At 48.1% G+C, this 23,071-nt stretch carries 24 protein-coding genes, 1 tRNA gene and 1 pseudogene; 18 read left to right on the forward strand and 8 right to left on the reverse strand.

Going from position 1 to position 23,071, the window contains the following annotated elements:
* Positions 1 to 9: 9 nt before the first annotated feature.
* Together BMW65_RS07950 and BMW65_RS07955 are read right to left on the reverse strand one after the other, a co-directional pair.
* A complete protein-coding gene (locus BMW65_RS07950; protein ID WP_090604393.1) occupies positions 10 to 1,131 on the reverse strand; it encodes an MBL fold metallo-hydrolase in 1,122 nt (373 codons plus the stop codon).
* Positions 1,132 to 1,205: 74 nt separating this feature from the next.
* Positions 1,206 to 2,042: an alpha/beta fold hydrolase gene (locus BMW65_RS07955; protein WP_090604395.1), complete on the reverse strand. Its 837-nt coding sequence runs from the start codon at positions 2,040 to 2,042 to the stop codon at positions 1,206 to 1,208.
* A gap of 156 nt (positions 2,043 to 2,198) precedes the next feature.
* Here BMW65_RS07955 and BMW65_RS07960 point away from each other — a divergent pair.
* From BMW65_RS07960 to obgE, 3 genes are all read left to right on the forward strand, one after another.
* Positions 2,199 to 2,272, forward strand: a tRNA-Arg gene (locus BMW65_RS07960).
* A gap of 66 nt (positions 2,273 to 2,338) precedes the next feature.
* On the forward strand, positions 2,339 to 2,914 hold the full coding sequence (locus tag BMW65_RS07965) for an adenylate kinase (RefSeq protein WP_090604397.1): 576 nt from the start codon (positions 2,339 to 2,341) through the stop codon (positions 2,912 to 2,914).
* Between the two features lie 29 nt (positions 2,915 to 2,943).
* Positions 2,944 to 3,942 (forward strand): GTPase ObgE, encoded by a 999-nt coding sequence (gene obgE / locus BMW65_RS07970; protein ID WP_090604399.1) that lies wholly within the window; start codon positions 2,944 to 2,946, stop codon positions 3,940 to 3,942.
* On the opposite strand, the gene BMW65_RS07975 is transcribed toward obgE, so the two are convergent.
* The 3 genes from BMW65_RS07975 to panB all read right to left on the reverse strand — a co-directional run bounded on the left by BMW65_RS07975 (position 3,932) and on the right by panB (position 7,591).
* Complete coding sequence (locus tag BMW65_RS07975) at positions 3,932 to 5,008, reverse strand: mechanosensitive ion channel family protein (RefSeq protein WP_090604401.1); 1,077 nt, start codon at positions 5,006 to 5,008, stop codon at positions 3,932 to 3,934. The genes obgE and BMW65_RS07975 overlap by 11 nt on opposite strands.
* 130 nt (positions 5,009 to 5,138) lie before the next feature.
* Complete coding sequence (locus tag BMW65_RS07980; protein ID WP_090604403.1) at positions 5,139 to 6,611, reverse strand: S10 family peptidase; 1,473 nt, start codon at positions 6,609 to 6,611, stop codon at positions 5,139 to 5,141.
* A gap of 164 nt (positions 6,612 to 6,775) precedes the next feature.
* Complete coding sequence (gene panB, locus BMW65_RS07985) at positions 6,776 to 7,591, reverse strand: 3-methyl-2-oxobutanoate hydroxymethyltransferase (RefSeq protein ID WP_090604405.1); 816 nt, start codon at positions 7,589 to 7,591, stop codon at positions 6,776 to 6,778.
* A gap of 159 nt (positions 7,592 to 7,750) precedes the next feature.
* Between panB and BMW65_RS07990 the strand changes: the two genes are divergently transcribed.
* Entirely contained in the window at positions 7,751 to 8,575 is an 825-nt protein-coding gene (locus tag BMW65_RS07990) for a universal stress protein (RefSeq protein ID WP_090604407.1), read from the forward strand.
* An 18-nt stretch (positions 8,576 to 8,593) separates the two neighbouring features.
* Here BMW65_RS07990 and BMW65_RS07995 read toward each other — a convergent pair.
* Positions 8,594 to 8,877, reverse strand: a pseudogene (locus BMW65_RS07995) (ROK family protein); the annotation flags it as partial.
* A 5-nt stretch (positions 8,878 to 8,882) separates the two neighbouring features.
* On the opposite strand from BMW65_RS07995, the gene BMW65_RS08000 reads away from it, so the two are divergent.
* The 8 genes from BMW65_RS08000 to BMW65_RS08035 all read left to right on the forward strand — a co-directional run bounded on the left by BMW65_RS08000 (position 8,883) and on the right by BMW65_RS08035 (position 15,896).
* Entirely contained in the window at positions 8,883 to 9,668 is a 786-nt protein-coding gene (locus BMW65_RS08000) for an MFS transporter (RefSeq protein WP_090604408.1), read from the forward strand.
* A gap of 3 nt (positions 9,669 to 9,671) precedes the next feature.
* On the forward strand, positions 9,672 to 10,757 hold the full coding sequence (locus BMW65_RS08005; RefSeq protein ID WP_090604410.1) for a Gfo/Idh/MocA family protein: 1,086 nt from the start codon (positions 9,672 to 9,674) through the stop codon (positions 10,755 to 10,757).
* A 63-nt stretch (positions 10,758 to 10,820) separates the two neighbouring features.
* Positions 10,821 to 11,708 carry a methylisocitrate lyase gene (gene prpB / locus BMW65_RS08010; protein WP_090604412.1) on the forward strand — a complete coding sequence of 296 codons (888 nt, stop codon included), beginning with the start codon at positions 10,821 to 10,823 and terminating at the stop codon, positions 11,706 to 11,708.
* A 67-nt stretch (positions 11,709 to 11,775) separates the two neighbouring features.
* The gene (gene prpC / locus BMW65_RS08015) at positions 11,776 to 12,936 is read left to right on the forward strand and encodes a bifunctional 2-methylcitrate synthase/citrate synthase (protein ID WP_090604414.1); all 1,161 of its coding nucleotides are present in this window, start codon (positions 11,776 to 11,778) and stop codon (positions 12,934 to 12,936) included.
* A gap of 36 nt (positions 12,937 to 12,972) precedes the next feature.
* Complete coding sequence (locus BMW65_RS08020) at positions 12,973 to 14,427, forward strand: bifunctional 2-methylcitrate dehydratase/aconitate hydratase (RefSeq protein ID WP_090604416.1); 1,455 nt, start codon at positions 12,973 to 12,975, stop codon at positions 14,425 to 14,427.
* A 38-nt stretch (positions 14,428 to 14,465) separates the two neighbouring features.
* A complete protein-coding gene (locus BMW65_RS08025) occupies positions 14,466 to 15,161 on the forward strand; it encodes an RluA family pseudouridine synthase (protein WP_090604418.1) in 696 nt (231 codons plus the stop codon).
* 31 nt (positions 15,162 to 15,192) lie between these two features.
* Positions 15,193 to 15,474 (forward strand): hypothetical protein, encoded by a 282-nt coding sequence (locus tag BMW65_RS08030; RefSeq protein WP_317040437.1) that lies wholly within the window; start codon positions 15,193 to 15,195, stop codon positions 15,472 to 15,474.
* 8 nt (positions 15,475 to 15,482) lie between these two features.
* Positions 15,483 to 15,896 carry a DUF983 domain-containing protein gene (locus BMW65_RS08035; RefSeq protein ID WP_090604422.1) on the forward strand — a complete coding sequence of 138 codons (414 nt, stop codon included), beginning with the start codon at positions 15,483 to 15,485 and terminating at the stop codon, positions 15,894 to 15,896.
* Between the two features lie 18 nt (positions 15,897 to 15,914).
* Here the strand turns inward: BMW65_RS08035 and rfbC are convergent, their stop codons facing one another.
* Together rfbC and BMW65_RS08045 are read right to left on the reverse strand one after the other, a co-directional pair.
* Positions 15,915 to 16,463 carry a dTDP-4-dehydrorhamnose 3,5-epimerase gene (gene rfbC, locus BMW65_RS08040; RefSeq protein WP_090604424.1) on the reverse strand — a complete coding sequence of 183 codons (549 nt, stop codon included), beginning with the start codon at positions 16,461 to 16,463 and terminating at the stop codon, positions 15,915 to 15,917.
* A 7-nt stretch (positions 16,464 to 16,470) separates the two neighbouring features.
* Positions 16,471 to 16,767, reverse strand: a complete 297-nt coding sequence (locus tag BMW65_RS08045; RefSeq protein WP_090604426.1) for a DUF4286 family protein — start codon at positions 16,765 to 16,767, stop codon at positions 16,471 to 16,473.
* A 157-nt stretch (positions 16,768 to 16,924) separates the two neighbouring features.
* Here BMW65_RS08045 and BMW65_RS08050 point away from each other — a divergent pair, with 157 nt between their 5' ends.
* The 6 genes from BMW65_RS08050 to BMW65_RS08075 all read left to right on the forward strand — a co-directional run bounded on the left by BMW65_RS08050 (position 16,925) and on the right by BMW65_RS08075 (position 23,066).
* Entirely contained in the window at positions 16,925 to 18,808 is a 1,884-nt protein-coding gene (locus tag BMW65_RS08050; protein WP_090604428.1) for a S9 family peptidase, read from the forward strand.
* The gene (locus BMW65_RS08055) at positions 18,805 to 20,472 is read left to right on the forward strand and encodes a sensor histidine kinase (RefSeq protein WP_090604430.1); all 1,668 of its coding nucleotides are present in this window, start codon (positions 18,805 to 18,807) and stop codon (positions 20,470 to 20,472) included. Before BMW65_RS08050 ends, BMW65_RS08055 begins: the two co-directional genes overlap by 4 nt.
* A gap of 36 nt (positions 20,473 to 20,508) precedes the next feature.
* A complete protein-coding gene (locus tag BMW65_RS08060; protein WP_090604432.1) occupies positions 20,509 to 21,201 on the forward strand; it encodes a response regulator in 693 nt (230 codons plus the stop codon).
* A 128-nt stretch (positions 21,202 to 21,329) separates the two neighbouring features.
* Entirely contained in the window at positions 21,330 to 21,803 is a 474-nt protein-coding gene (greA, locus tag BMW65_RS08065) for a transcription elongation factor GreA (protein ID WP_090604434.1), read from the forward strand.
* A 122-nt stretch (positions 21,804 to 21,925) separates the two neighbouring features.
* Entirely contained in the window at positions 21,926 to 22,339 is a 414-nt protein-coding gene (locus BMW65_RS08070) for an HIT family protein (RefSeq protein WP_090604436.1), read from the forward strand.
* Positions 22,340 to 22,406: 67 nt separating this feature from the next.
* Complete coding sequence (locus tag BMW65_RS08075; RefSeq protein ID WP_090604438.1) at positions 22,407 to 23,066, forward strand: DedA family protein; 660 nt, start codon at positions 22,407 to 22,409, stop codon at positions 23,064 to 23,066.
* The last annotated feature ends 5 nt before the right edge of the window (positions 23,067 to 23,071 follow it).

Consider the following 23,071-nt stretch of genomic DNA (forward strand, 5'->3'; position numbering starts at 1 on the left):
GTTGCCAGCTTAATCTACTCCTTCCCACCAGCGAGTAAATACCTGTGTGCTGTCTTTAAGGTATACCGGCTGGCCGATTAACGGTGTCAACAGCGGCATATGGTCTTTTTTGCTCGTTTCAGATATACGAATCAAAGGGTCATCCCAGGCATGCATGGCCAACGAAAATTTGGAATTATGCACGGGCAATAGGCGCTTTGTACCCAAATCTTTCGCGGCAAGCACTACTTGGTCAGGCAGCATGTGTATATATATCCAATAGGGGTTGTATTGCCCGTCTTCCAGGATAGCCAGGTCAAACGGCCCATATTGGTTGCCTATTGTTTCAAAGTGTTTGCCATAACCGCTATCACCGCCGATAAATATGCGTTGCGACGGCGTATTAAGTACGAAGGAAGCCCAAAGCGTACCGTTGCGCTTGAACCCACGGCCGGAGAAATGCCGTGCCGGGGTGGCCCGTAGCGTAAACCCGTCGGCCAATGGTGTCAGTTCGTGCCAATCAAGTTCTGTGATTTTCGCAGCCGGATAGCCCCAATATTCAAGGTGGGCACCGACGCCCAAGGGGCAAATCACGTAGTCGACTTTCGGTTCAAGTTTTTTGACGGTATTGTAGTCGAGGTGATCCCAATGGTCGTGCGTGATGATGAGGTAGTCAATGCCGGGCATATCTTCGGCATGGTAGCTGGTGGTACCCGGAAAACTCTTCGTCGTGAACGACACGGGCGAGGCATTACCGTTGAATACGGGGTCGACCAAGAACCGTTTGCCATCGGTTTGCAGGAAATATGATGAGTGACCAAACCACACCAGCACATCCGCCTGTGGGTCGATTGCCTGAAGATCGGTCTGCGCATGAGGGATGCTGTCTGTGGGGATTTGCCTTGGCGTTTTATCAACTAAAAAGCTCCACATGACGGTAAGCATATTGGCGCCTTCCGCTAAACTGGGTGTCTCTTCAAGATTTTGAAAACTCCCGTTTTTGAAGTTGGGTGAATTTTTCATGCGTTCCAAGCGATCGCCCGTAGGGGTCTTGCCGAATGGAGGCTGTCGGATAAATAAGGCAATAACGACGGCAAAAACCGTAAGGATAATGACCAGGGCTAGCAACATGCGCGTAATGATTTTTTTCATGCTTCGTGTCAATAAGAGACAGCGCAGCAAAATAACCCTATAGCATGCAATAATGCAATCGGCGGAGTGGATTTTTACAATGGCTTGATACGATTCAGGAAGTTGTTCATTGCCGCATTAAAGTGTTCGGGATCTTCCAGGTTGGGCAGGTGCCCGCATTCCGGGATTTCTACGTATTGTACATCCGGTATATGGGACGCTAAAATCTCAGCCTGTTCTTTCGTGGATATTTTGTCTTCCGTACCCCGGATAACCAACGCGGGGATAGATATCCCGCTTAAACTGTCGGTAGTATCCGTGCGGGATGCCAGGGCTAATAAGGTGGCACAGATGCTGGTCTCCGTATTGCGGCGTATGCAGCTTTTGATGAGATCTACAGCCTCCTGGTTTTCGGCAAGGCTCTTAGGTGAAAACACATTATTGACAAAGCCGATGGAAAATGCCCGTTTGCCATTCTTCAGTACGGACTGGATGCTGTCGAACCGTTTGAGCTTAGCAGCATTATCATCCGCCAGTGAGTTGGTGTCGCTCAATATCAGGCCGGAAAAGATCTCCGGCTGGATTTGGTAAGCACGCAGCGCAATATATCCGCCCATGGATACGCCGCATAGCACGGTTTGGGTGATGCTCAGTTTCCGGAGGAACACCAATAAGTCTCTCGCAAAAACATCCACACTGAAGAAACCATGGCCCATGGTGCTGTTGCCATGGCCACGCACGTCTACAGCAATGCCGACGGTGTTGGCGGGCAGTGCCTCCAGCTGGGGTATCCACATGTTCTTGTTGAAAGGGAATCCATGAACGAATACGATGGTCTTGTGTGGTTGGGCTACGTCTCTCGATAAATAGCTGATGCTGATGTCTCCAATGCGGATTCGTTTTCTTTTGATTAGGCTTTTGTTATATTCCATATATGCTGTAACAAACCGGTGCGTAGATAAGTTTTAATTTTTAAAAGTAATGAAATCAGCGCAATAATGCAATCCGACAGGCTTATCTTGTGATTTTTCCAAAATTATTTCGGTTATATCGATCAGATTTCTATCTTTGCAGACCGATTCGGGAATGCGCTTGTAGCTTAATTGGATAGAGCACCTGACTACGGATCAGGAGGTTAGGGGTTCGACTCCCTTCAAGCGCACATGTTTCACTTATATAGCCTAATCAATATGCCGGTTAGGCTATTATTTTTTACAGATATACGTATATGCTAAACCTTGTTTTGTTTGGCCCCCCCGGGGCGGGGAAGGGTACCCAATCGGAGAAGCTTATTGATTACTATCAATTGGTGCACATTTCAACTGGCGACCTGTTCAGGGCACATATCAGCAGCCAAACGGAATTGGGACAGCGGGTAAGTAAGCTGATTGCCGACGGCGAGTTGGTTCCGGATTCCATTACCATTGCGATGCTGGAGGAAGAAATCGACAAGAATCCCGAAGCAAAAGGTTTTATTTTTGATGGCTTTCCACGTACCGTTGCCCAAGCTGAAGCGTTGGATCGTTTCCTGGAATCCAAAGAAACGGCAATTGCAGGCGTCATTGCACTTGATGTCACGGAGGAGGAATTGACCGCGCGTATCGCTAAGCGCAAAGCCATTAGCAACCGTGCCGATGACGATAGTGAAAAATTGAAAAAGCGTATCGTGGAATATTTCAGCAAGACCATCCATGTGCTGCCTTATTACGAGCAGCAGGGCAAGCTGACCAAGGTCAATGGCATCGGTGAGATCGAAGCCATTTTTGAGGAAATCAAAGGGATTGTTGACGGGTTGCCCGTTTAGAACGGCGTCTCCGCATGCTATAAAAAAAAGTGCCACAGGGTTCGAACTTCGTTGACTATGTAAAAATATGCTGCCGTTCCGGTCGGGGTGGGGCGGGATCTACCCATTTGCACCGGGATAAGTTTACGGCTAAGGGTGGCCCCGATGGCGGTGACGGCGGCAGGGGCGGGCATATTATCCTCAAGGGGAATGCACAACTTTGGACGTTGCTTCACCTGAAATACCGCAAACACGTCATCGCTGAAGATGGTGAGCCCGGGGGCAGTGCATTGCGACATGGGGCAAATGGAAAGGACGAAGTGCTGGAAGTGCCGCTGGGCACAATAGCCCGCCATGCCGATACCGATGAGATCTTATTTGATATCACGGAAGATGGAGAGACAAAGGTCTTGACCGCTGGCGGGCGCGGTGGCTTGGGCAACTGGCATTTCAAAAGCGCGACGCAACAAACACCACGGTTTGCACAGCCGGGCGAATTGGGCAAAGAGGAGTGGATGATCCTTGAATTGAAAGTGTTGGCAGATGTTGGCTTGGTGGGATTCCCGAATGCAGGCAAATCTACGTTGCTCTCCGTGGTCTCTGCCGCAAAACCCGAGATAGCAGACTACCCCTTCACCACTTTGGTGCCCAATCTGGGCATTGTCTCCTACCGCGACAACAAGTCGTTCGTCATGGCCGATATACCGGGTATTATCGAAGGGGCATCCGAGGGAAAAGGGCTCGGCCATCGCTTTTTGCGGCATATTGAGCGCAATTCGGTATTGTTGTTTATGGTTCCTGCTGATACCCAACGATCGATAGCCGAAGAGTACCGGATACTGCTGGATGAACTGATAGCCTTCAATCCCGAATTAAAGGATAAACCCCGCATATTGGCAGTAACCAAATCCGATCTCTTGGACGATGAGCTCCAGCAGGAAATGCGGCAGGAAATTCCAAAAGGGATTCCTTTTGTATTTATTTCAGCTGTATCCGGCAAAAATATCCAACAACTTAAGGACATGATTTGGCAGGCGATTAACGGCTAGTGTCGTCATCGCCTGATTCATTTGAAACTGCCGGATTCCGTACGATCAGGCTTTGTGTCGGATAGGCAAATTGGATACGTGCATTCCTGAACGCTTCGTAAATATGCAAGTTCATCGCTTGGTTGATATCCATATACTTGTTGAAATCATCACTTAATACAAAATAGACAACCTCAAAAATCAAGCTGAAATCACCGTAAGACAGAAAATGCGCCCGATCAAAGAGGGTGTCCGGTTGGCTGGTAATTGCGTCGCGTATGATCTGCGGAATTTTTACCAGCTTGTCTTTTGGCGTGTCATAGGTGACACCGATGGTAAACACGATGCGCCGCCTTTGCAATCGTTTAAAATTATGCAGGCGTGAGTTGGTGAGATCCGTGTTGGAAAAGACCAACTGTTCGCCGGTGAGCGCCCGGATTCGGGTGGTTTTGATGCCAATGGATTCCACCGTTCCGCTTTTATCTTCCACCACGACAAAATCGCCCACTTCAAACGGACGGTCAAAAAAGAGCACAAAGTAGTTGAATAAATCGGCAATGATATTCTGCGTAGCTAGTGCGATGGCAATACCGCCTATGCCGAGGCCGGTAAGCAACGTAGCCACGTTGTAACCAAGGTTGCTGATAAAGAAAAGTATAGCGATTATCCAAATCAAGCTCGAGAGGATAAGCGCAATGCCTTTTACCTGTTGAAAACTTGCATCTCCGCGACCCCGCCGCTGGAGGTGATCCCTTAAAAAATAGCGGATTGCAAAGATGACGAGCCGGGTGATTAAGAATGTCCATACCAACATGCTCGCAATGTCCAATGCGCGGTCAAGCCATAAAGGAAGGACAAGGCTTTTGAGGGCAAAATAGAAAACACTGAAATACAAAAGCGGCAACAAAGCGTTGCTGACGCCTTGCAGCAGAAAGTCATCAAACGAGGATGCCGTCCTGTTTACGACCCGCTTGAGCCAAGTCAGTATGGCGCGTTTGAAGAGCCGGATGAGCAATATGCCCAAGAGGATGGTGGCAATAACGATAAGGTAGGACTGCAGGGTGTTTCCGAAAAAGATGGTTTCCATAGCCAGCTAACAATCTGCTGCCGGGAATTGTTGGATTAAATGTTGATTTGGAACATGCTGCCAAATGGAAAAGCCCTTTATTCGAAGGGCTTTTCCATTTTGGACGATAAAAGTACCGTTGGTTGGACATTTAGTATTTAGCCGGTACGCCTTTTCCCGGCGTACTAGCCTTGATGAAATTACGGATATCCTCATTTCCTTTTTGGAGGTCTTCCTTGCGGAGGTACATCATGTGTCCGCTGCGGTACCCTACAAAGCTCATGCGGTCCTGCAATTTGCCGGAAGGATCCATTTGCCACATGTTGTATTTGGCATTGAAGTAATCACAGGCACCGTCATAATACCCGGATTGCACCATCAAATGCAGGTATGGGTTTTGTGCCATGGCCTGCCGTAGGTTTTCACCAGTATGGTCGTTGCTGTTGTCCCATGGACGTACAGGGCCGAACATGTTGTATTTTACGTCAGTCTTGAAATTCAATTCGTTGCGCATGTAGTAGTTGATAGCAGGCGTAAACGAATGCAGCCAGGAAGTGAGTTCGGCGTTGAAGTCGGGTCGCTCGCCTGCGTCTTTGCGGTCGATACCGCGGTAACGGGAGTCTAACCGACCTACGGTATACCCACTGTCGCGCAGCAATTCTTTCCAGAACAACGATGTCGAAATGTCCAGGTTGTTTTGAAGAATCACTTTTTCAGGCAACCCGGTGTAATGTGCCATCCTACCAGCTACGGCTTGTTTTTCAGCTTGCGTAAGCGTACCGCCTTTTACCAAAGCAGGCAACAGCTCATTGACGGCGTATTGCTCCACTTGGGGCAGCACATCGGTGAGGTCTTTCTGCTGGAGGTCTGCTGGCAATACCTTGTGGTACCACGCGGTCGCCGCGAAGTAAGGCAGCCGCAATGCAACTTCCACAGGGCCGCTGCGATCGATGCCTAAGTCTGTCGGCGACACCAGGATGACGCCATTCAGGTACATCCATTGGTTGCTTTGCAATTCAAGCGCCAAGCCGGATACCCGTGTGGTACCATAGCTTTCGCCAATCAGGTACTTGGGTGATGGCCAGCGATTTTGGCGGGTTACAAACGTATTTAACCATTCACCCAAATACTTGATGTCAGCATTTACGCCGAAAAACGTGGATTTTTTTGCATCCTTATCAAGGATACGGGAATAGCCGGTATTGACGGGATTGACATATACGATGTCCGCCACGTCCAATAGGGAATACGGGTTTTTCTTGATACCATAAGGCTGAATGGGATAGCCTTCATCATCGATTTCCAATAATGTGGGGCCCGTGTAAGCAATTTGCATCCATACAGAGGCCGATCCGGGGCCGCCATTGAAAGAAATAACCAAAGGGCGTGTTGCACGGTCGCTGATACCGTCGCGTTCATAGTAAGTGTAGTCAATGGTGGCAATGGCTTTGCCGTCTTCATCCCACACGGGTTGGGTGCCCTTGTAAGCGGTGTAACTGATGTTTTGACCTTTGATGGTCGTTTCGTGTTTGGTGACAATGACCGAATCTGTCGGCATTTTCGGCTGTCCAATTGCAGACAGGCCAATCGAAAAGGCGAGTACAATAGTTAAGAGGTGTTTCATAATGCGTTTTGAATGTGTCTTAAGTTAATTTGTTAGACGTGCAAATTAACGCATCCCACCCGACAGCTGATGCTGTATGTCAATATTATTACATTCTTGGCTATTCGGTTATCGGCAGTCGGCGTTAGGCTTCCGACTTCAGACCCGGAACTTCCGACTAAAAATCAATACTGCTCGTTTTCATTCGGGAACGTGGCGGATTTCACATCGTGGATATACCGTCCTACGGCTTCGCCGATTTCTTCATACAGGTTGAGGTATTGGCGCAGGAACTTGGGCTTAAACCCTTTATTGAGGCCCAGCATGTCGTGTACGACCAGCACCTGGCCATCGCAGCCAGCGCCAGCACCGATGCCGATGGTGGGGATATCGAGGCTGGCAGTCACTTCGGCAGCTAATTGCGCAGGGATTTTTTCGAGCACGATGCCAAAGCAGCCTGCATCTTGCAGGTATTTTGCGTCCGTTTTCAGTTTGTTGGCTTCGGCTTCTTCCTTAGCCCTGACCGTGTAGGTACCGAATTTGTATATGGATTGCGGTGTGAGGCCGAGGTGGCCCATCACGGGGATACCCGCATTCACGATACGCTTGACGGTATCCTGGATTTCAATGCCGCCTTCCACTTTCAGCGCATGCGCTCCAGTCTCCTTCATTACGCGCACAGCTGCTTTTAGTGCATCACTGCTATCACCTTGGTAGGTACCGAAAGGCAGATCGACCACAACCAGCGCGTGTTTGGCTGCGCGGACTACGGCAGCGGCATGAAGCATCATTTCTTCCAGGGTAATGGGTACAGTGGTCTCATAACCCGCCATGACATTGGCGGCGGAGTCGCCCACCAGGATGATATCGATGCCGGCATCATCCAATATCCGGGCCATCGAATAGTCGTAGCCGGTGAGCATGGCTATTTTCTCGCCGCTGGCTTTCATTTGACGGATGGTATGCGTGGTGATGCGTTTGATTTCTTTGTTTACTGACATAACGCAAATGTAAGAAAATTTAAGAAGCTGATAGCTTGTAACGCTTATGGATAGTTAAACACACCAAGTTATTTTTTAAGGTGACGATTATCATTAATTGCATGGTAATTTGAGGTATCTTTGTAACACAAAGCTTACCACTTATTTGTATTAAATGATATGAAAACGATACTAGTTCCTACAGATTTTTCAGAAAACGCGTATGTTGCCGCAGAATATGCTTGCGCGTTGGCTAATGCTTCCAATCAAAAAGTGCAATTGTTACATGTGTATATCGCCTTATATTCAGGTTATGGGGAAGAAGGCAACAGCGTAAAGCAAATCAGGTGGGCCGAGACGGAATCTGCGGAAGCCATGAAGAATTTGGTGGAAAACTTAAGCCGGCAATTTCCGGAGGTGGATATCGAGGGTGAATGTATCAAGGGATTCATGATTGAAGTGGTGATTGAAAAGCTTAAAAAAGGAGAAAACTCCCTGGTGGTGATGGGCACCAAAGGCGTGACTAACATTGCCGAAAGTATTTTGGGAAGCACGACTTATGAAGTGCTTAAGAAATCGCCAGTGCCCGTATTGGTGGTGCCCATCGATACACCGGATTTTTCGTTCCAGCGTGTGGGGTTTTTCACGGCTTACGACGATCAGGAATTGGACGCATTACTGGTATTCCAGCAGGCACTTAATCTCAGGCCGCATTTATCCATGTTACATTTTTACAAAGCGGGAGAGCAGGCTCCGGAAAAAGAGCTGGAGCGTTGGCAACGTAAGGTGGAAGAAGCTTATCCGGATTGGGGTGTTTCCTGCAAGGCCATGCCGGTGGAAAAGGTCGATATCAATGCGGTGACGCAAGAAGCGAAAGCCGATCGGCTGGATTTGCTGGTATTTGCTAGACCCCATAAATCGTTTTTCCAGAAAATTTTTGTACCCAGCCTTACCAAGGCGGTAGTGAATTACCCATCGATCCCTTCGCTTTTTATCAAAGTCTAAACAATAGTGTACAGCTGATTAGGTGTTGAGCGCCAGTAGGCGATCGCACACAAGCAGGCAGGCGCCGACGATGCCTGCCTGTTCGCCCAATTGGGATATGCTCAATTGGGTGTCATTGTTGACCAGGCTGAGGGAATATTTGTTGAGGGCATTTTTTATGGGCAGCTTGATGTAGTCGCCCGTGGCGGCTAAACTCCCGCCAAGGATAATTAATTCCGGGTTGAACAGGCGGACGATGGTCTGCCCCGAGGCTTCCGTTTCCAAGCAGCCCTTTTACCGCAATGGCACAGAATCTCGTTGTTGCATAATGCGTTCAGCGATTCTTCCGTGTTATTCAAATGGTAAGGGATTCCCCCTGATCCGGGTGTTTCAAACATCAACTTCATCGTTGCTATTGGGCATACTCAGCTTTTTCCTGCCCGATACACCGCCTAATCGGCAGGCGTCACCGGGACTTTCTGCAACACTTGGGTTTGATGCGTTGTTTCTCTTTAAGCGCCGTTCATTCGTCGTCTTCTTTTTGGCATCCATAGCGGTATGTATTCCGTTGTCTTTTTACTACAATTTCACGAATCCGTTTCTGAACGATGTGGGTATGGAGCATGCTGCGGGAAAAATGACGTTGGGGCAGTTTTCAGAATTTGCTTTCATGTTGCTTATCCCATTCGCTTTCCGTAGGCTGGGCGTAAAAGCGATGATTGCCATCGGGGTGCTGGCTTGGGTGGTGCGGTACGTGCTATTTGCCTATGGCAATGTTGCCGATGGGGCATGGATGCTTTACCTGGGTATCCTTTTGCATGGGCTATGCTATGATTTCTTTTTCGTGACGGGCCAGATCTATACCGATCGGCAAGCGGGCATGGCGGTAAAAAATGCTGCCCAGGGATTGATTACTTTTGCCACATATGGTGTGGGGATGTTCATCGGCTCGTATGCCTCAGGTGTGCTGACCGCAGTTTTTGCGACCCCCGGTGAAGCCATGCAATATGACTGGCGGGGGGTATGGCTGGTCCCGGCAGGGATCTCGATACTGATTTTTATACTATTTTTGTTGATCTTTAAAGAAGATAGCGAGCAAACAAACGATAAATAACAGATGGAAACACAAAAAAAACCGATACGGGTACTGGTTGTTGGCTGCGGCAATATGGGAGCTTCCCATGCCAGCGCCTATCATGAAATGGATGGATTTGAGATTTGCGGACTGGTATCCACCGGTGATAGCAAAGTCAAATTGAATAACCTCCTTGGCGGTGGATATCCCCTGTACAATGATTTTGAGCAAGCCCTGGCTACTGCCCGTCCGGATGCAGTATGTATTTCCACCTACCCCGATACGCATGAGCAGTATGCCATCAAATCGCTGGAAGCCGATTGCCACGTGTTTATCGAGAAGCCGCTTGCCGACAGTGTGGAAGGCGCTGAGCGGGTCGCCGCCGTCGCCGCCAAAACGGGAAAGAAGCTGGTCATTGGCTATATTCTGCGGTACCACCCTTCCTGGCAGCGGTTTATTGAACTCAGCGGCGAGCTCGGCAAGCCGCTGGTGATGCGGATGAACCTGAACCAGCAGAGCCACGGCGTGATGTGGGATGTGCACCGCAACCTGATGAAAAGCCTCAGCCCGATTGTAGACTGCGGTGTGCATTACATCGACGTGATGTGCCAGATGACGGGCAGCAAACCTGTCCAGGTGAATGCCATCGGTGCCAGGCTTACGGATGATATCCCAGCAACTAACTACAATTATGGCCAATTGCAGATCCGTTTTGAAGACGGTTCGGTGGGATGGTATGAAGCAGGCTGGGGGCCTATGATGAGCGAGACGGCATTCTTTGTGAAAGATGTGATTGGTCCGAAAGGCGCCGTATCCATTGTGGCCAAGGAAGCTGGGGCAAGCGGCAAGTCGGATTCCGTGGCGGCGCATACCAAAACGGAGTCGCTGCGTTTCCACTATGCTGATATCGATGAGGCCAATAATTTTACCCGTCAGGATCGCTGGATTGATCTGGCGGATGAGCCAGACCACCAGGAATTGTGCAACCGCGAACAGCGCTTCTTTCTAAAAGCCATCCGGGAGAACGTGGATTTGACCGAAGCGACCGAACATGCCATCAGTAGCCTTCGTGTGGCATTTGCCTGTGACGAATCGGTGAAGACCGGTGAAGTGGTACGGTTGGCGTAATTAGCCATCCGTTTGCCTACGTGATGGATATCCCGTATATTTACGCGATTCGTAAAAATAACCATGATAAACGGGAATCCATCATCCGCGGGAGCGCGCTGGCAAGCTGCCCTGAAATCCGAACAGCCACTGCAAATCGTAGGGACTATCAATGCTAACCATGCGTTGCTGGCTACCCAAGCTGGCTTTCGGGCTATTTACCTTTCAGGTGGCGGAGTAGCAGCGGGTTCCCTGGGCGTGCCCGATTTGGGCATTTCGTCTTTGCAGGACGTGCTCATCGATGTGGAGCGCATTACCAACGTGTGCGATACCCCGTTATTGGTGGACGTCGATACCGGATTCGGCCCTTCGGCGTTCAACGTAGCCCGTACCGTGAAGAGCTTAATCAAAGCTGGCGCAGCAGCCTTGCACATGGAAGATCAGGTTGGTGCAAAGCGTTGTGGCCACCGTCCCAATAAGGAGCTGGTGAGCACCGCCGAAATGGTAGATCGGTTAAAAGCGGCCGTAGATGCCCGTACGGACGACCAATTTGCCATTGGGGCACGTACCGACGCCCTGGCCAATGAGGGATTGGGGGCAGCACTGGAACGGGCCGTAGCTTATGCCGAGGCGGGTGCCGATTTTATTTTTGCGGAAGCAGTAGCTGAATTGACACAATACCGTGCATTTGTGGAAGCAACGGGCCTGCCAGTGCTGGCCAACATCACTGAGTTTGGCATGACGCCGTTGTGGACGGTGGCCGAATTGGCTCAGGCGGAGGTTTCCATGGTATTATACCCACTATCAGCGTTCCGGGCAGCGAATAAGGCGGCCTTGAATGTCTACGCACATGTCCGTAAGGATGGTACACAGCAGCACGTGCTGGATACCATGCAGACCCGCGCCGAATTGTATGACAGCATTGGTTATTATGACTTTGAAAAGAAATTGGATGCGTTGTATGGGAAGTAGTTGGGAAGTTCGAAAGTCAGGAGACCGGAAGTCTAAATGCTAAGTACTTAGTACTAAATACTAAATTATGAGCGATAGCAATCAGCAACCAACGTTTAAGCCAAAGAAATCGGTAGCGCTCTCGGGGATAGCCGCCGGCAACACTGCGCTGTGTACAGTAGGTAGGAGTGGCAATGACCTGCATTACCGGGGATACGATATCCTCGATTTGGCGGAGGGGGCATCCTTTGAGGAGGTAGCCCATTTGCTTATCCACGGGAAATTGCCGAATAAGGCGCAACTGCATGCTTACCGAGGCAAACTGAAGACCCTTAGGGGATTGCCGCAGGTGGCTAAAAATGTGCTTGAACAGATCCCTGCTGCTGCACACCCGATGGATGTACTGCGTACGTATACCTCCGTGCTGGGTACGGTTTACCCGGAAAAAGATGATCACCATCCGGTGGGCGCGTGCGATATTGCTGACAAACTGCTGGCTTCCTATGCATCGGCTTTGCTGTATTGGTATCATTATGCCCATCATGGGCGGCGCATCGATGTGGAAACCGATGACGAGACGGTAGGCGCACATTTTCTCCACTTGCTCCACGGCAAGGAACCGTCGGCATCATGGATTAATGCCATGGCGATTTCGCTGAACTTATATGCCGAGCATGAGTTCAATGCTTCTACATTCACCGGGCGGGTAATCGCCGGCACGGGATCGGATATGTATTCCTGCATCACGGGAGCCATTGGCGCACTGCGCGGGCCAAAGCATGGCGGAGCCAATGAAGTGGCCTATGAAATCCAAAGCCGCTATGCCAATGCCGATGAGGCTGCTGCGGACATTAAGCAGCGACTGGAACGCAAGGAGGTCATCATTGGATTTGGCCACCCTGTATATACCGTCTCCGATCCGCGGAATGTGGTCATCAAAAAAGTAGCCCGGCAACTATCGGATGAATCTGGTGATAGTGCATTATTTACCATTGCCGAACGGCTGGAAACGTTGCTTTGGGAAGAGAAAAAGATGTTTCCCAACCTGGATTGGTTTTCGGCGGTTTCCTATCACCTGATGGGCGTGCCCACATCTTTCTTTACGCCGTTGTTTGTCATTGCGCGCGTGACGGGATGGAGCGCCCATGTCATCGAACAGCGGCAAGATGGAAAGATTATCCGGCCAAGTGCAAACTATACAGGTCCGGAGCCGAGGGAATTTGTACTTTTGGAGGATCGTAACGCTTAAGTCTTATGACTTTTGACTTTCAACTAACTAAAAAATATGTCATCACCTATTTCAAACGTACGTCCGGAAACGGATAACGTTATTACTGATATCGTAGATTATACCCTCCACTACAACATCACGAGCGATCTGGCTTTTCAAACCGCCCACTATTGTTTGTTGGATACCTTGGGCTGTGGGTTCGAAGCGCTGACTTACCCTGCATGTACCAAGCTGCTCGGCCCTATCGTGAGTGGCACCATCGTGCCCCATGGTGCTAAAGTGCCGGGTACGCCCTACCAACTTGATCCCGTACATGCGGCGTTTAACATCGGGACGATGATCCGTTGGCTGGATTTTAATGACACCTGGCTGGCGGCGGAGTGGGGGCACCCTTCGGACAACTTGGGAGGTATCCTGGCTACAGCTGACTGGCTTTCGCGTACAGCGGTAGCCCAAGGGAAGGCACCGTTGACAATGCGCGAGGTGCTGGATGCGATGATCAGGGCTCATGAAATCCAAGGGGTGATGGCGCTGGAAAACTCATTCAACAAGGTAGGGCTTGACCATGTGCTGCTCGTGAAACTGGCATCTACGGCCGTGGTGGGCAAGCTGCTGGGGCTTAGCCGGGATGAGCTCATTAATGCTGTATCGCTCGCCTTTGTAGACGGCCATTCGCTACGCACATATCGGCATGCGCCGAATACGGGTAGCCGCAAGTCGTGGGCCGCTGGCGACGCCACTTCTCGCGCCGTGCGGCTGGCCTTGATAGCCGAGACCGGTGAGATGGGCTATCCCTCGGTGCTCACGGCCAAGACATGGGGTTTTTACGATGTACTGTTTAAAGGCAATCCCTTCCAGTTCCAGCGCGGCTACGGCTCGTACGTGATGGAAAATGTGTTGTTCAAAATCTCGTTTCCAGCGGAGTTCCATGCGCAGACGGCAGCGGAAGCAGCCATGACCCTGCACCACAAGCTCAATGAATTGGGGAAGACAGCTGCTGATATCCGGCATATCCGTATCCGTACGCACGAGGCCGCTGTCCGCATCATTGATAAGAAAGGCCCCCTGCATAATCCGGCCGACCGGGATCATTGCATCCAATACATGATTGCGGTGCCCTTGATTTTCGGTAGGCTGACGGCAGCTGATTATGAAGATAACGTGGCATCCGATCCCCGGATAGATAGCTTACGTGCAACGATGGAAACCGTGGAAGACCCGCAGTTTACGCTGGACTACCACGACCCTGAAAAGCGTTCCATTGCCAATGCGCTGACGGTGACATTGACAGATGGGACGGTGCTGGATGAGGTCATCGTGGAATATCCCATTGGCCATAAGCGCCGACGGGAAGAAGGGATGCCCGTATTGATCGGAAAGTACAAAACCAACCTTGCCCGTATATTTTCAACAAAACAGCAGCAGTTGATTCTAGCCGCATCGTTGGATATCGACAAGCTGGCAGCCATGCCTGTCAATGAATTTGTGGATTTGACGGTCATGCCGTAAATTCTTATCTTTGCCGCGTAACGTGAAGATACTGGAATATGCCTATTGCCGATAGCGATATCATCTATGAAGACAACCATTTGCTTGCCGTAAATAAACGAGCTGGATACCTCGTGCAGGCTGATCCCGGCGGTGATGAGCCGCTGGAAGCAATGGTCAATAAGTATTTAACCAAAAAATACAACAAGCCCAATGGCGCTTTTGTAGGTGTGGTACACCGGCTTGATCGCCCGGTGAGCGGACTGATACTTTTTGCCAAGACAAGCAAAGGGCTGGAGCGTATGCAAAAGCTTTTTAAAGATCGGGAAATCCAAAAGACGTATTGGGCGGTGGTTCGGAAAGCCCCGGAACAGCCGGAAGGCAAATTGGTACATTGGCTTTCACGTGACCGCACGCAGAATGTCACTAAAGTACATAGCGAACAGGCAGAAAGCAGGGTGTACGCCGAGCTGGACTACAAAGTGCTGGGTGAACTGGATGGCTACTATTTAATTGAGGTCTATCCATTGACCGGGCGTACCCATCAAATTCGTGCACAGCTTGCTTCCATGGGGTGCCCTATCGTGGGCGATCATAAGTATGGCTACCCAAGGGGGAGCCTCAGGCGATCCATTTGCCTGCATGCCAGGAAGCTGTCTTTTGTCCATCCCATTAAAAAGGAACCCATTGAATTATTTGCCAAGCTGCCGAAAGATGGCTTCTGGGATCGTTTCGAGGTATTCTATGGCAGATAGGAAATATGGCCGAACAATTTTGTATCTTTGTATGATGAACAGGATAATGCGGTTTTTAGGAATCCTAATGGTTGCAGCTACACTATTTGCCGCTGTGCCGAACGACACGAAGGCACAGTGTGCCATGTGTACACTTACTGCCGAAAATGCCACCGAGCATGGCAATACACAGGGAAAAGGGTTGAACAAAGGTATATTATTCCTACTGGCTATTCCCTACCTGGCAGCGGTAGGGATTGGGGTGCTGTGGTATAAAAAATATCGCAGCAAAAAAACAGTGAATGTAGACAATGACCCCATCGTATTGAATTAGTGTCTATCATGGCTGCTGCTTCACATACCCCTAAATTCAAAGCGGTAATTACTTCCAAATGCCCGAAATGCAGGGTAGGGAATATGTTTGTGGGTAAAACTTATGGGATTAAGCGGCAACGGATGAATGACGTATGCCCCCACTGCGGCTTCCGGTTTGAGATTGAGCCGGGTTATTTTTATGCAGCCATGTATGTAAGCTATGCCATGTCTGTTGCCCAGGTAGTGACGACAGGTTTATTGACTTACCAGGTGACCAAAAGTGAATCCCCATGGGTATACCTCGGTGTGCTGGTGGTGGCTATCCTAATTTTTGCCCCCTTTAATTTCCGCTATTCAAGGTTGATTCTTTTACATTACCTTACGCCAAAAGTGAAGTATGATCCCAAATATGAAGATCAGCTCCACGAAGAAATCCCTTAGTGGAGCTGGGAAAAGGATTCAGAAGGGACTGCTGATGTCTTTCAGGAAAGGTAACTGACGATCCTTTTCCGAAACGATAAGCTCTTCCGGATTCATGGGCCAATCAATGTGTAAATCGGGATCATCCCACCGAACGCCTATTTCGCCGCTTTTGTCATAAAATCCGGTTACCTTATAGGCGAATAACGTATCATCTTCAAGCGCCACGAATCCGTGGAGAAAACCAGGGGGGATCCACATGGATTTTGCTTCATGCTCATCAAGTGTAATGGAAAAGCTTTGGCCGTACGTTTTCGAAGCTTTCCGGATGTCCACCGCGATATCCACCACACGGCCACGCAAGACCCTTACCAATTTGCCTTGTGCATTTTCCCCTGCTTGGGCATGCATGCCGCGCAATACACCACGGCGGGAGCAAGAGAGGTTGTCCTGCACGAAGGTTGCTGTGATGCCGTTGCTGGCGAATAGTTTTTGGTTATACGTTTCAATAAAAAAACCGCGATCATCGTGCCACAATTGCGGCTCGATGACAATGAGATCGGGTATTGGTGTGGGTAAAAATTTCATACGAGTATTAGCTGTTGAGGTATTTCATGACACTATCAAAAAACAGGATTTTTCCTGCATAATGCTGATTTGCAAAAGCTTGGATAGCCGCCAAGTGATGCTGTTGAAATGCTGCAATTTCTTCGCTGTTCTCCGCGCGCAGCTGAACGCAATAGGTGGTGCCTTCATGTGGCGAATCCAATAACTCCAGCAAGGCAACCGATATTTTTTCATCCCTGCGGCCTTGTATTTGTGCTTCGATATATTGCCTGACAATGTCTTGGATGTCGTTTTCAGTAATGATGGTGACGTTATATAAATACATGGGGACGAAGATAAGCAATCTATCTAAAGCCTGCTTAAAATAGCTTGGCAATAGGTATGAAATCGTTATATTCCGACGTGTAAAATTAAGGTTGCATAACAAGCTTTTACCGTAAATTTTTCCACCTTTGGAAGAATGGAGAGGGAAGTCAGTTAATATGGTACGTCATATTGTGTTTTGGTTGCTCGGAATGACGTTCACGGCCTTTTTGGGTGGTTGTGATGATCACAAGGCACGCATTATACCTGTGGAGGATTTTTTTTCCGAGCCTGAAAAGACCAATTTCAAGATATCGCCTAACGGCAAATATATCGCTTACCTAAACAATTACGGAGGGCAGAAGAATATCTATGTCCTTGAGCCTGATAAAGTAGGGCAGGAGCAACGCATCACGTCGGAAACGGAATTGGGTATCCAATCTTATTTCTGGGGCAATGATAATGAATTGATTTTTACCAAAGATAAGAAAAACGACAGCCTGCAGGTGTTTGCCGTCAACCGGGCTACGCTGGCTGTACGGCATCTTATGCCCGCTTCTTCGGTGAAATTGCGGTGGATATCGCCGAAGGTAATCGATAATGGTTTCTTGATTTCACTTAATGAGCGGGACTCGTCTGTATTCGATGTTTATAGACTCCATACGGATGCTTGCAAAAAAGAGTTGGTGGCCAGGAATCCCGGCAACATTATCAAATGGTTTGCTGATTTAGATGGGCAATTGCGGCTGGCGCTGGCCAGTGATAGTGTAAAAGAAACCATGTTGTACCGGGCGAGCGAAAAAGATGCGTTTAGACCGGTGATGAGCAATAGTTTCAGAAACTCCATCATGCCGATTGGATTTTCGGGAGAAAATAAAAACCATGTGTTTGCCCTTTCCAATATCAATAGGGATAAATTGGCATTGGTGGAAATCGACATGGAAACCGGTGAGGAGGTCAGGATAATTTACAGCCACCCGGATGTGGATGTAGATAATGGCGGATATTCCAGTGACCGTGGGGAGATGTCGTATGCGACGTATGCTACATGGAAGCAGCAGCGCCATTTTCTCAATAAGCAGACGGAGGAGGTGTACCAGGCAATCAGCCAGAAACTGGACGGTTATGAGGTGAGTATACTCGATAGGGATACCGCACGCACGCGGTTTATCTTACGTTCGTATACAGACAAAGATCCGGGCGCAACCTATTATTACGACATTACCGAGGATGCATTGATCAAATTGGCCGACAACAGCCCCGCACTGAAGGACTGCTTGCTTGCCGAAATGAAGCCTATTACCTATCGGGCACGCGATGGCCGCCAGATACAAGGATACTTGACCATGCCAGTAAAGGCGAAAGGCAAAAAGACGCCGGTGATTGTATACCCCCACAATGGCCCGAGCGACCGGAATCGCTGGGGATTCAATCCGGAAGTACAGTTTTTCGCAAATCGCGGATTCGCGGTATTTCAAGTCAATTACCGGGGATCCACCGGATATGGCAAGGAGTTTTGGTCATCCGGATTCAAGGAGTGGGGCGGAAAAATCCAGGACGATATTACCGATGGCGTACGCTGGCTGATTGACGAAGGCGTGGTAGATTCATCCCGCATAGGTATCTACGGTGCTGGTTTTGGTGGCTATTCGGCATTGCACGGAGCTTGCTTCAATTCTGATTTGTATGCCTGCGCGGCTTCTTATTCGGGTTTTGCCAATTTATTTACCTACCTCAAGGAGGTGCCGCCCCACCTCAAGCCTTACTTGCAAATGTATTACGAAATTATCGGTAATCCCGAATCTGAACCCGATTTGATCAAAGCGATGTCCCCGGTGTTTCATTCAGACAACATTGAAATACCCGTTTTTATTGCACAAGGGGGGAAGGATAGCTGGAGTACCGTCAACGAGACAAACCAGTTCGTTCAGAAGCTCAAAAAGCGGAAAATACCGATTACTTATATCTTGCGCGAAGAAGAAGGCCGATATTTCCGCAATGAAGAAAACCGAATTTTATTTTACAGGGAATTAGGTGCATTTTTTGATAAGTATTTGAAATGACGCATCGACGCAATACCTATCGCATAAACTATGTATTGGTTAGTGCTTTTATAGTTGTTGTCATTGCCTCGTTTGTGCTGGCCCTCATCCTCGCCCGGGATTTGACCATCACCTATGTTGAAAATGAATTTGCATCCAGGAAAGTAGAGGTACTGGAATATAATATTGGGCCGTTCAATGATTTTTTTCAAAACCGGATTCCGGAAATATCATTCTACCAGGGTTATTTGGATTCAGCTGGGGTGGCATCGTATGCTGATAGTGTATTGCAGACCTATCCCTTTGTCGAACGCATCGTTTTTTATGACGTGGCGCTGAGTAATAGCGAATACATCGATTACGGTTTTTCGGCAAACAGCTTGGTGGTGTATCCCAAGGGTGTGTACCAGTTCAGCCAGCATAACAAGCCCGATAGCCAATCAACGGCAACCAATCACACGACACAATTGCCGCTATCACTATCGGATGATTTCAACAACATGGCCGTGAAATTTGCAGCTTTTATCGAGCGGGTAGATACGACCAAGGCGTTGAGGGATGATGATATCTTCAAAGTGTTTTATTCGGTGACGCCGGGAAAAATATCCTACATGAATATTCCCCGGAGGGACGACCTGAAAACCTATAAAGAACTGATGTATAGGAAACATTTGCACGACGCAGTCTATGAGCAGGACATTCTAACTTATTTCATCGATCCGAATAAATTGTCGCTTAAAAATACCGTGCCCGAATTGTACCAGCATATACAGATACAACCCTTGGTCTACGAGTCTATAGACACCGATCCGGATTTATTTACGACGGAAACGCCGTTGCCGGGCGCCTTGGCCGATTACAAGATATACTTCAGTTCAAGCCGGCCCTTCCTACAGACTGAAATCAATCGGCGGTTTTTACCCGTACTGGCTGGTGTAGTCGCCATTTATCTGCTGCTGGCGGTCATTGCTTATTTAATTTATCGAAACCTCTACGTAAACAAGCGTATGTTTAAATTGCAGTATGATTTCATTAATAACCTGACACATGAATTTAAGACACCAGTGAGTGTCATCAAGATTGCGGGCAATAATATCAAAAGTGCAAAGCAACTTTCGGATAACGAACGTATACACTATGGGAGAATTTTGGATGAGGAAGCGGATAGGCTCAATAATTTGATGAATACGTTGCTCTCTTTTACCCAAATTGAAAATAAATCCATAAAAATGGAACGGGAAGAGGTTGATTTGCACGAATTTTGTGATAAAGTATTGGCGGCTTCCAAAATTAAATATGGAGATTTAAATATCCAATGCAACGTGGATGCGAAGCGTACGTTATATATCGATCCGGTTTTGTTGAACAGTATATTCCAAAATTTGATAGACAACGCTTATAAATATTCCAAGCCGGACAATAAAGTGCTGAATATACAGATTGCACAAACAAAAAAGCAAGTGACCATGCGGTTTGCCGATAAAGGTATCGGTATTGCCAAGAAGGAATTGGTTCATATCTTCAAAAAGTTCTATCGTGTGCAGAATCAATATAACCAGCAAGGCAGTGTAGGGCTTGGGCTTGCTTTTTGCAAGGAACTGGTCAACTTTATGGGCGGCAATATCAGTGTGGAGAGCGAACTAGGTAAAGGCACTACGTTTATCATTATTTTTCCAGTAGATTAGCAACGTGGATTACAAATCCATAAATCGTATCAAGATATGCAAAAAAATATCAAAATAGCCGTCATCGAAGACGACGAAAATTTACGTTTCTTGGTTAGTCATCGCTTGGAGTCGGAGAATTTCCATGTTATCCAGGCAGGAAACGGCGATGAAGCGGAAAAAATGATATTGGAGCAAAAGCCCGATATTGTTTTACTGGATTGGATGTTGCCTGGCAGGCAGGGCTCAGAAATATGTGCCAGCCTGAGGAAAGAAGGGTTTGCCAATCTCATCATCATGATGACGGCCAAATCACAGGATGTGGATAAAATCGATGCCTATAGCTTTGGGGTTTCAGATTACATTACCAAGCCGTTTAGCATGGACGTGCTGGTGGCTATGATTGAAAACAAAATTAAATACTTTGTCAATAGCCAAAACGCCGATTTGTATACCTTTGGTGATACCGAGCATCATCCCAATATCCATTCGCTGGTACGCAATGGCAAGAAGATCGAACTCACCATTCTGGAAAACCGTATTTTGCTTTATTTCTTGCAAAATGTAGGACGTGTCATCAGCCGTGATGAACTGATGCAGGTGGTATGGGGGTACAGCTCCAATGTCAATACCCGCACATTGGATATGCACATTGTGCGTTTGCGCAAGAAAATCGAGGTCAATGCCGATAAACCGGCATACTTGCAAACCGTCAGAGGCATGGGTTATAAGTTTGTAGACAATCCCTGATTATCTACGTTCTTTTTTTGTTTTTTTAAAAAACATTCGCTATCTTCGTCGCAACGAGCAAGGCCATGCCACTTAGAACGGTATGGTCTTGCTTCTTTTTTTGACTTTATTTTTAATTCATAATTACTATGGCAGAAGTAACGTATTACAGCAAAGAGGGATTGGAAAAACTCAAGGACGAGTTGCAGTATCTCAAAACAGAAGGCAGAGCAAGGATTGCCAAGGCCATTGCCGAAGCACGCGACAAGGGGGATTTGTCTGAAAATGCCGAATACGATGCAGCAAAGGAAGCTCAGGGATTGCATGAGGCCAAAATCGCCAAATTGGAGGATAGCTTGGCCTATGCCCGCGTTATTGATGAGTCTACACTGGATACTTCCAAGGTGCTAGCACTATCGATTGTCAAACTCAAAAACGTGAAAAACGGCGCCGTGATGACGTATCAATTGGTGTCAGAAACGGAAGCGGATCTCAAAGCGGGTAAAATATCCGTGAAGTCGCCCATTGCCCAGGGATTGCTGGGCAAATCAATCGGCGACAAGGCGCAGATACAGGTGCCGGCAGGCCAGGTAGAGTTGGAAATCTTAGATATTTCCAGGTAATAGCTGTGACGGTTATGTGCGGGTCTGCCATAACCGCACATAAACAAACATTATTATCCAGCGGCTGTTTACCAAAGACAGCCGTTTTTGTTTAACTTTGCACACACCAACTAAAAAACAATATGCCAACCCTATTTTCCAGAATCGTCGCCGGTGAAATACCGGCCTACAAAGTAGCCGAAAGCAACGATTACCTTGCCTTTTTAGATATCAATCCGTTGGCTAAAGGACATGTGCTCGTCATCCCCAAGCGGGAGACGGATTACGTGTTTGATATGGAAGATGACGATTATATGGGGCTTTGGATTTTTGCGAAAATTGTCGCGCACGCCATTAAGCAGGTATACCCTTGTGAGAAGGTTGGCGTGGCTGTGGTCGGATTAGAAGTAGCTCATGCACATATCCATTTGGTGCCCATCAATGCGGTGGATGATATTAACTTCAGCAGACCAAAGCTGACACTGACCCAAGAGGAGCTTGCCGAAAGTGCAGAAGCGATCAAAAACTCGGTCTTGTCAATAACGAATAAGCCATAGCTTTCTGCTATACCCCCTTAGCATTTTGCCCATACGCGCAATTTGCGTAAGTTTGTAACTGATATTTATGCAAGAGTTCTGGGAGTCATTTTCGCAATTGCTGGATGCCGAGGCATTGATAAGGTCTGGAGGCTTCTATCTTGTCATCTTTATCGTGTTTGCAGAGACCGGGCTTTTTTTCGGTTTTTTCCTGCCGGGAGATTACTTGCTGTTTTTGGCAGGTTTGTTTTGTGCTTCCGGCATGCTGAATGTAGACATCGCGACATTGTGTCTTGGGCTCTTTGCAGCAGGGGTAATGGGTAATTTTATGGGTTACTGGTTCGGCTGGCGAACAGGCCCGATGCTCTTCAAACGTAAAGATACCTGGCTTTTCAAGCGCCGGTATGTGGTGATGGCGGAGGAGTTTTACCATAAATACGGTGGGCCTGCATTGATTATTGGTCGTTTTGTGCCAATAATCCGTACATTTGCACCGATATTAGCGGGTATCGTACAGCTAAATTTCCGGAAATTCGTGCTTTACAATATTTCCGGGGCGGTGGTGTGGGTGTTGTTGCTGACCCTGTCCGGTTTTTTTTTGGGACGCGAATTTCCGCAAATCATTAATTACATTGAGTATATTATTATTGGCTTTATAACGATTTCGTTTACACCGATATTGATAGCGTTGATTAGAAGAAGACTACGCCTTAAGAAAAAAGCTGAAATTACAAATAAACAACCATAGCGCTA

It is taken from the genome of Parapedobacter koreensis, assembly GCF_900109365.1.
Taxonomy (GTDB): domain Bacteria; phylum Bacteroidota; class Bacteroidia; order Sphingobacteriales; family Sphingobacteriaceae; genus Parapedobacter; species Parapedobacter koreensis.

Bases quoted from the DNA above. Each gene is read 5' to 3' on its own strand.
- BMW65_RS07950 (WP_090604393.1), bottom strand. From the start codon at position 1,131: ATGAAAAAAATCATTACGCGCATGTTGCTAGCCCTGGTCATTATCCTT.
- BMW65_RS07955 (WP_090604395.1), bottom strand. From the start codon at position 2,042: ATGGAATATAACAAAAGCCTAATCAAAAGAAAACGAATCCGCATTGGA.
- BMW65_RS07965 (WP_090604397.1), top strand. From the start codon at position 2,339: ATGCTAAACCTTGTTTTGTTTGGCCCCCCCGGGGCGGGGAAGGGTACC.
- BMW65_RS07975 (WP_090604401.1), bottom strand. From the start codon at position 5,008: ATGGAAACCATCTTTTTCGGAAACACCCTGCAGTCCTACCTTATCGTT.
- BMW65_RS07980 (WP_090604403.1), bottom strand. From the start codon at position 6,611: ATGAAACACCTCTTAACTATTGTACTCGCCTTTTCGATTGGCCTGTCT.
- panB (WP_090604405.1), bottom strand. From the start codon at position 7,591: ATGTCAGTAAACAAAGAAATCAAACGCATCACCACGCATACCATCCGT.
- BMW65_RS07990 (WP_090604407.1), top strand. From the start codon at position 7,751: ATGAAAACGATACTAGTTCCTACAGATTTTTCAGAAAACGCGTATGTT.
- BMW65_RS08000 (WP_090604408.1), top strand. From the start codon at position 8,883: ATGCGTTCAGCGATTCTTCCGTGTTATTCAAATGGTAAGGGATTCCCC.
- BMW65_RS08005 (WP_090604410.1), top strand. From the start codon at position 9,672: ATGGAAACACAAAAAAAACCGATACGGGTACTGGTTGTTGGCTGCGGC.
- prpB (WP_090604412.1), top strand. From the start codon at position 10,821: ATGATAAACGGGAATCCATCATCCGCGGGAGCGCGCTGGCAAGCTGCC.
- prpC (WP_090604414.1), top strand. From the start codon at position 11,776: ATGAGCGATAGCAATCAGCAACCAACGTTTAAGCCAAAGAAATCGGTA.
- BMW65_RS08020 (WP_090604416.1), top strand. From the start codon at position 12,973: ATGTCATCACCTATTTCAAACGTACGTCCGGAAACGGATAACGTTATT.
- BMW65_RS08025 (WP_090604418.1), top strand. From the start codon at position 14,466: ATGCCTATTGCCGATAGCGATATCATCTATGAAGACAACCATTTGCTT.
- BMW65_RS08030 (WP_317040437.1), top strand. From the start codon at position 15,193: ATGATGAACAGGATAATGCGGTTTTTAGGAATCCTAATGGTTGCAGCT.
- BMW65_RS08035 (WP_090604422.1), top strand. From the start codon at position 15,483: ATGGCTGCTGCTTCACATACCCCTAAATTCAAAGCGGTAATTACTTCC.
- rfbC (WP_090604424.1), bottom strand. From the start codon at position 16,463: ATGAAATTTTTACCCACACCAATACCCGATCTCATTGTCATCGAGCCG.
- BMW65_RS08045 (WP_090604426.1), bottom strand. From the start codon at position 16,767: ATGTATTTATATAACGTCACCATCATTACTGAAAACGACATCCAAGAC.
- BMW65_RS08050 (WP_090604428.1), top strand. From the start codon at position 16,925: ATGGTACGTCATATTGTGTTTTGGTTGCTCGGAATGACGTTCACGGCC.
- BMW65_RS08055 (WP_090604430.1), top strand. From the start codon at position 18,805: ATGACGCATCGACGCAATACCTATCGCATAAACTATGTATTGGTTAGT.
- BMW65_RS08060 (WP_090604432.1), top strand. From the start codon at position 20,509: ATGCAAAAAAATATCAAAATAGCCGTCATCGAAGACGACGAAAATTTA.
- greA (WP_090604434.1), top strand. From the start codon at position 21,330: ATGGCAGAAGTAACGTATTACAGCAAAGAGGGATTGGAAAAACTCAAG.
- BMW65_RS08070 (WP_090604436.1), top strand. From the start codon at position 21,926: ATGCCAACCCTATTTTCCAGAATCGTCGCCGGTGAAATACCGGCCTAC.
- BMW65_RS08075 (WP_090604438.1), top strand. From the start codon at position 22,407: ATGCAAGAGTTCTGGGAGTCATTTTCGCAATTGCTGGATGCCGAGGCA.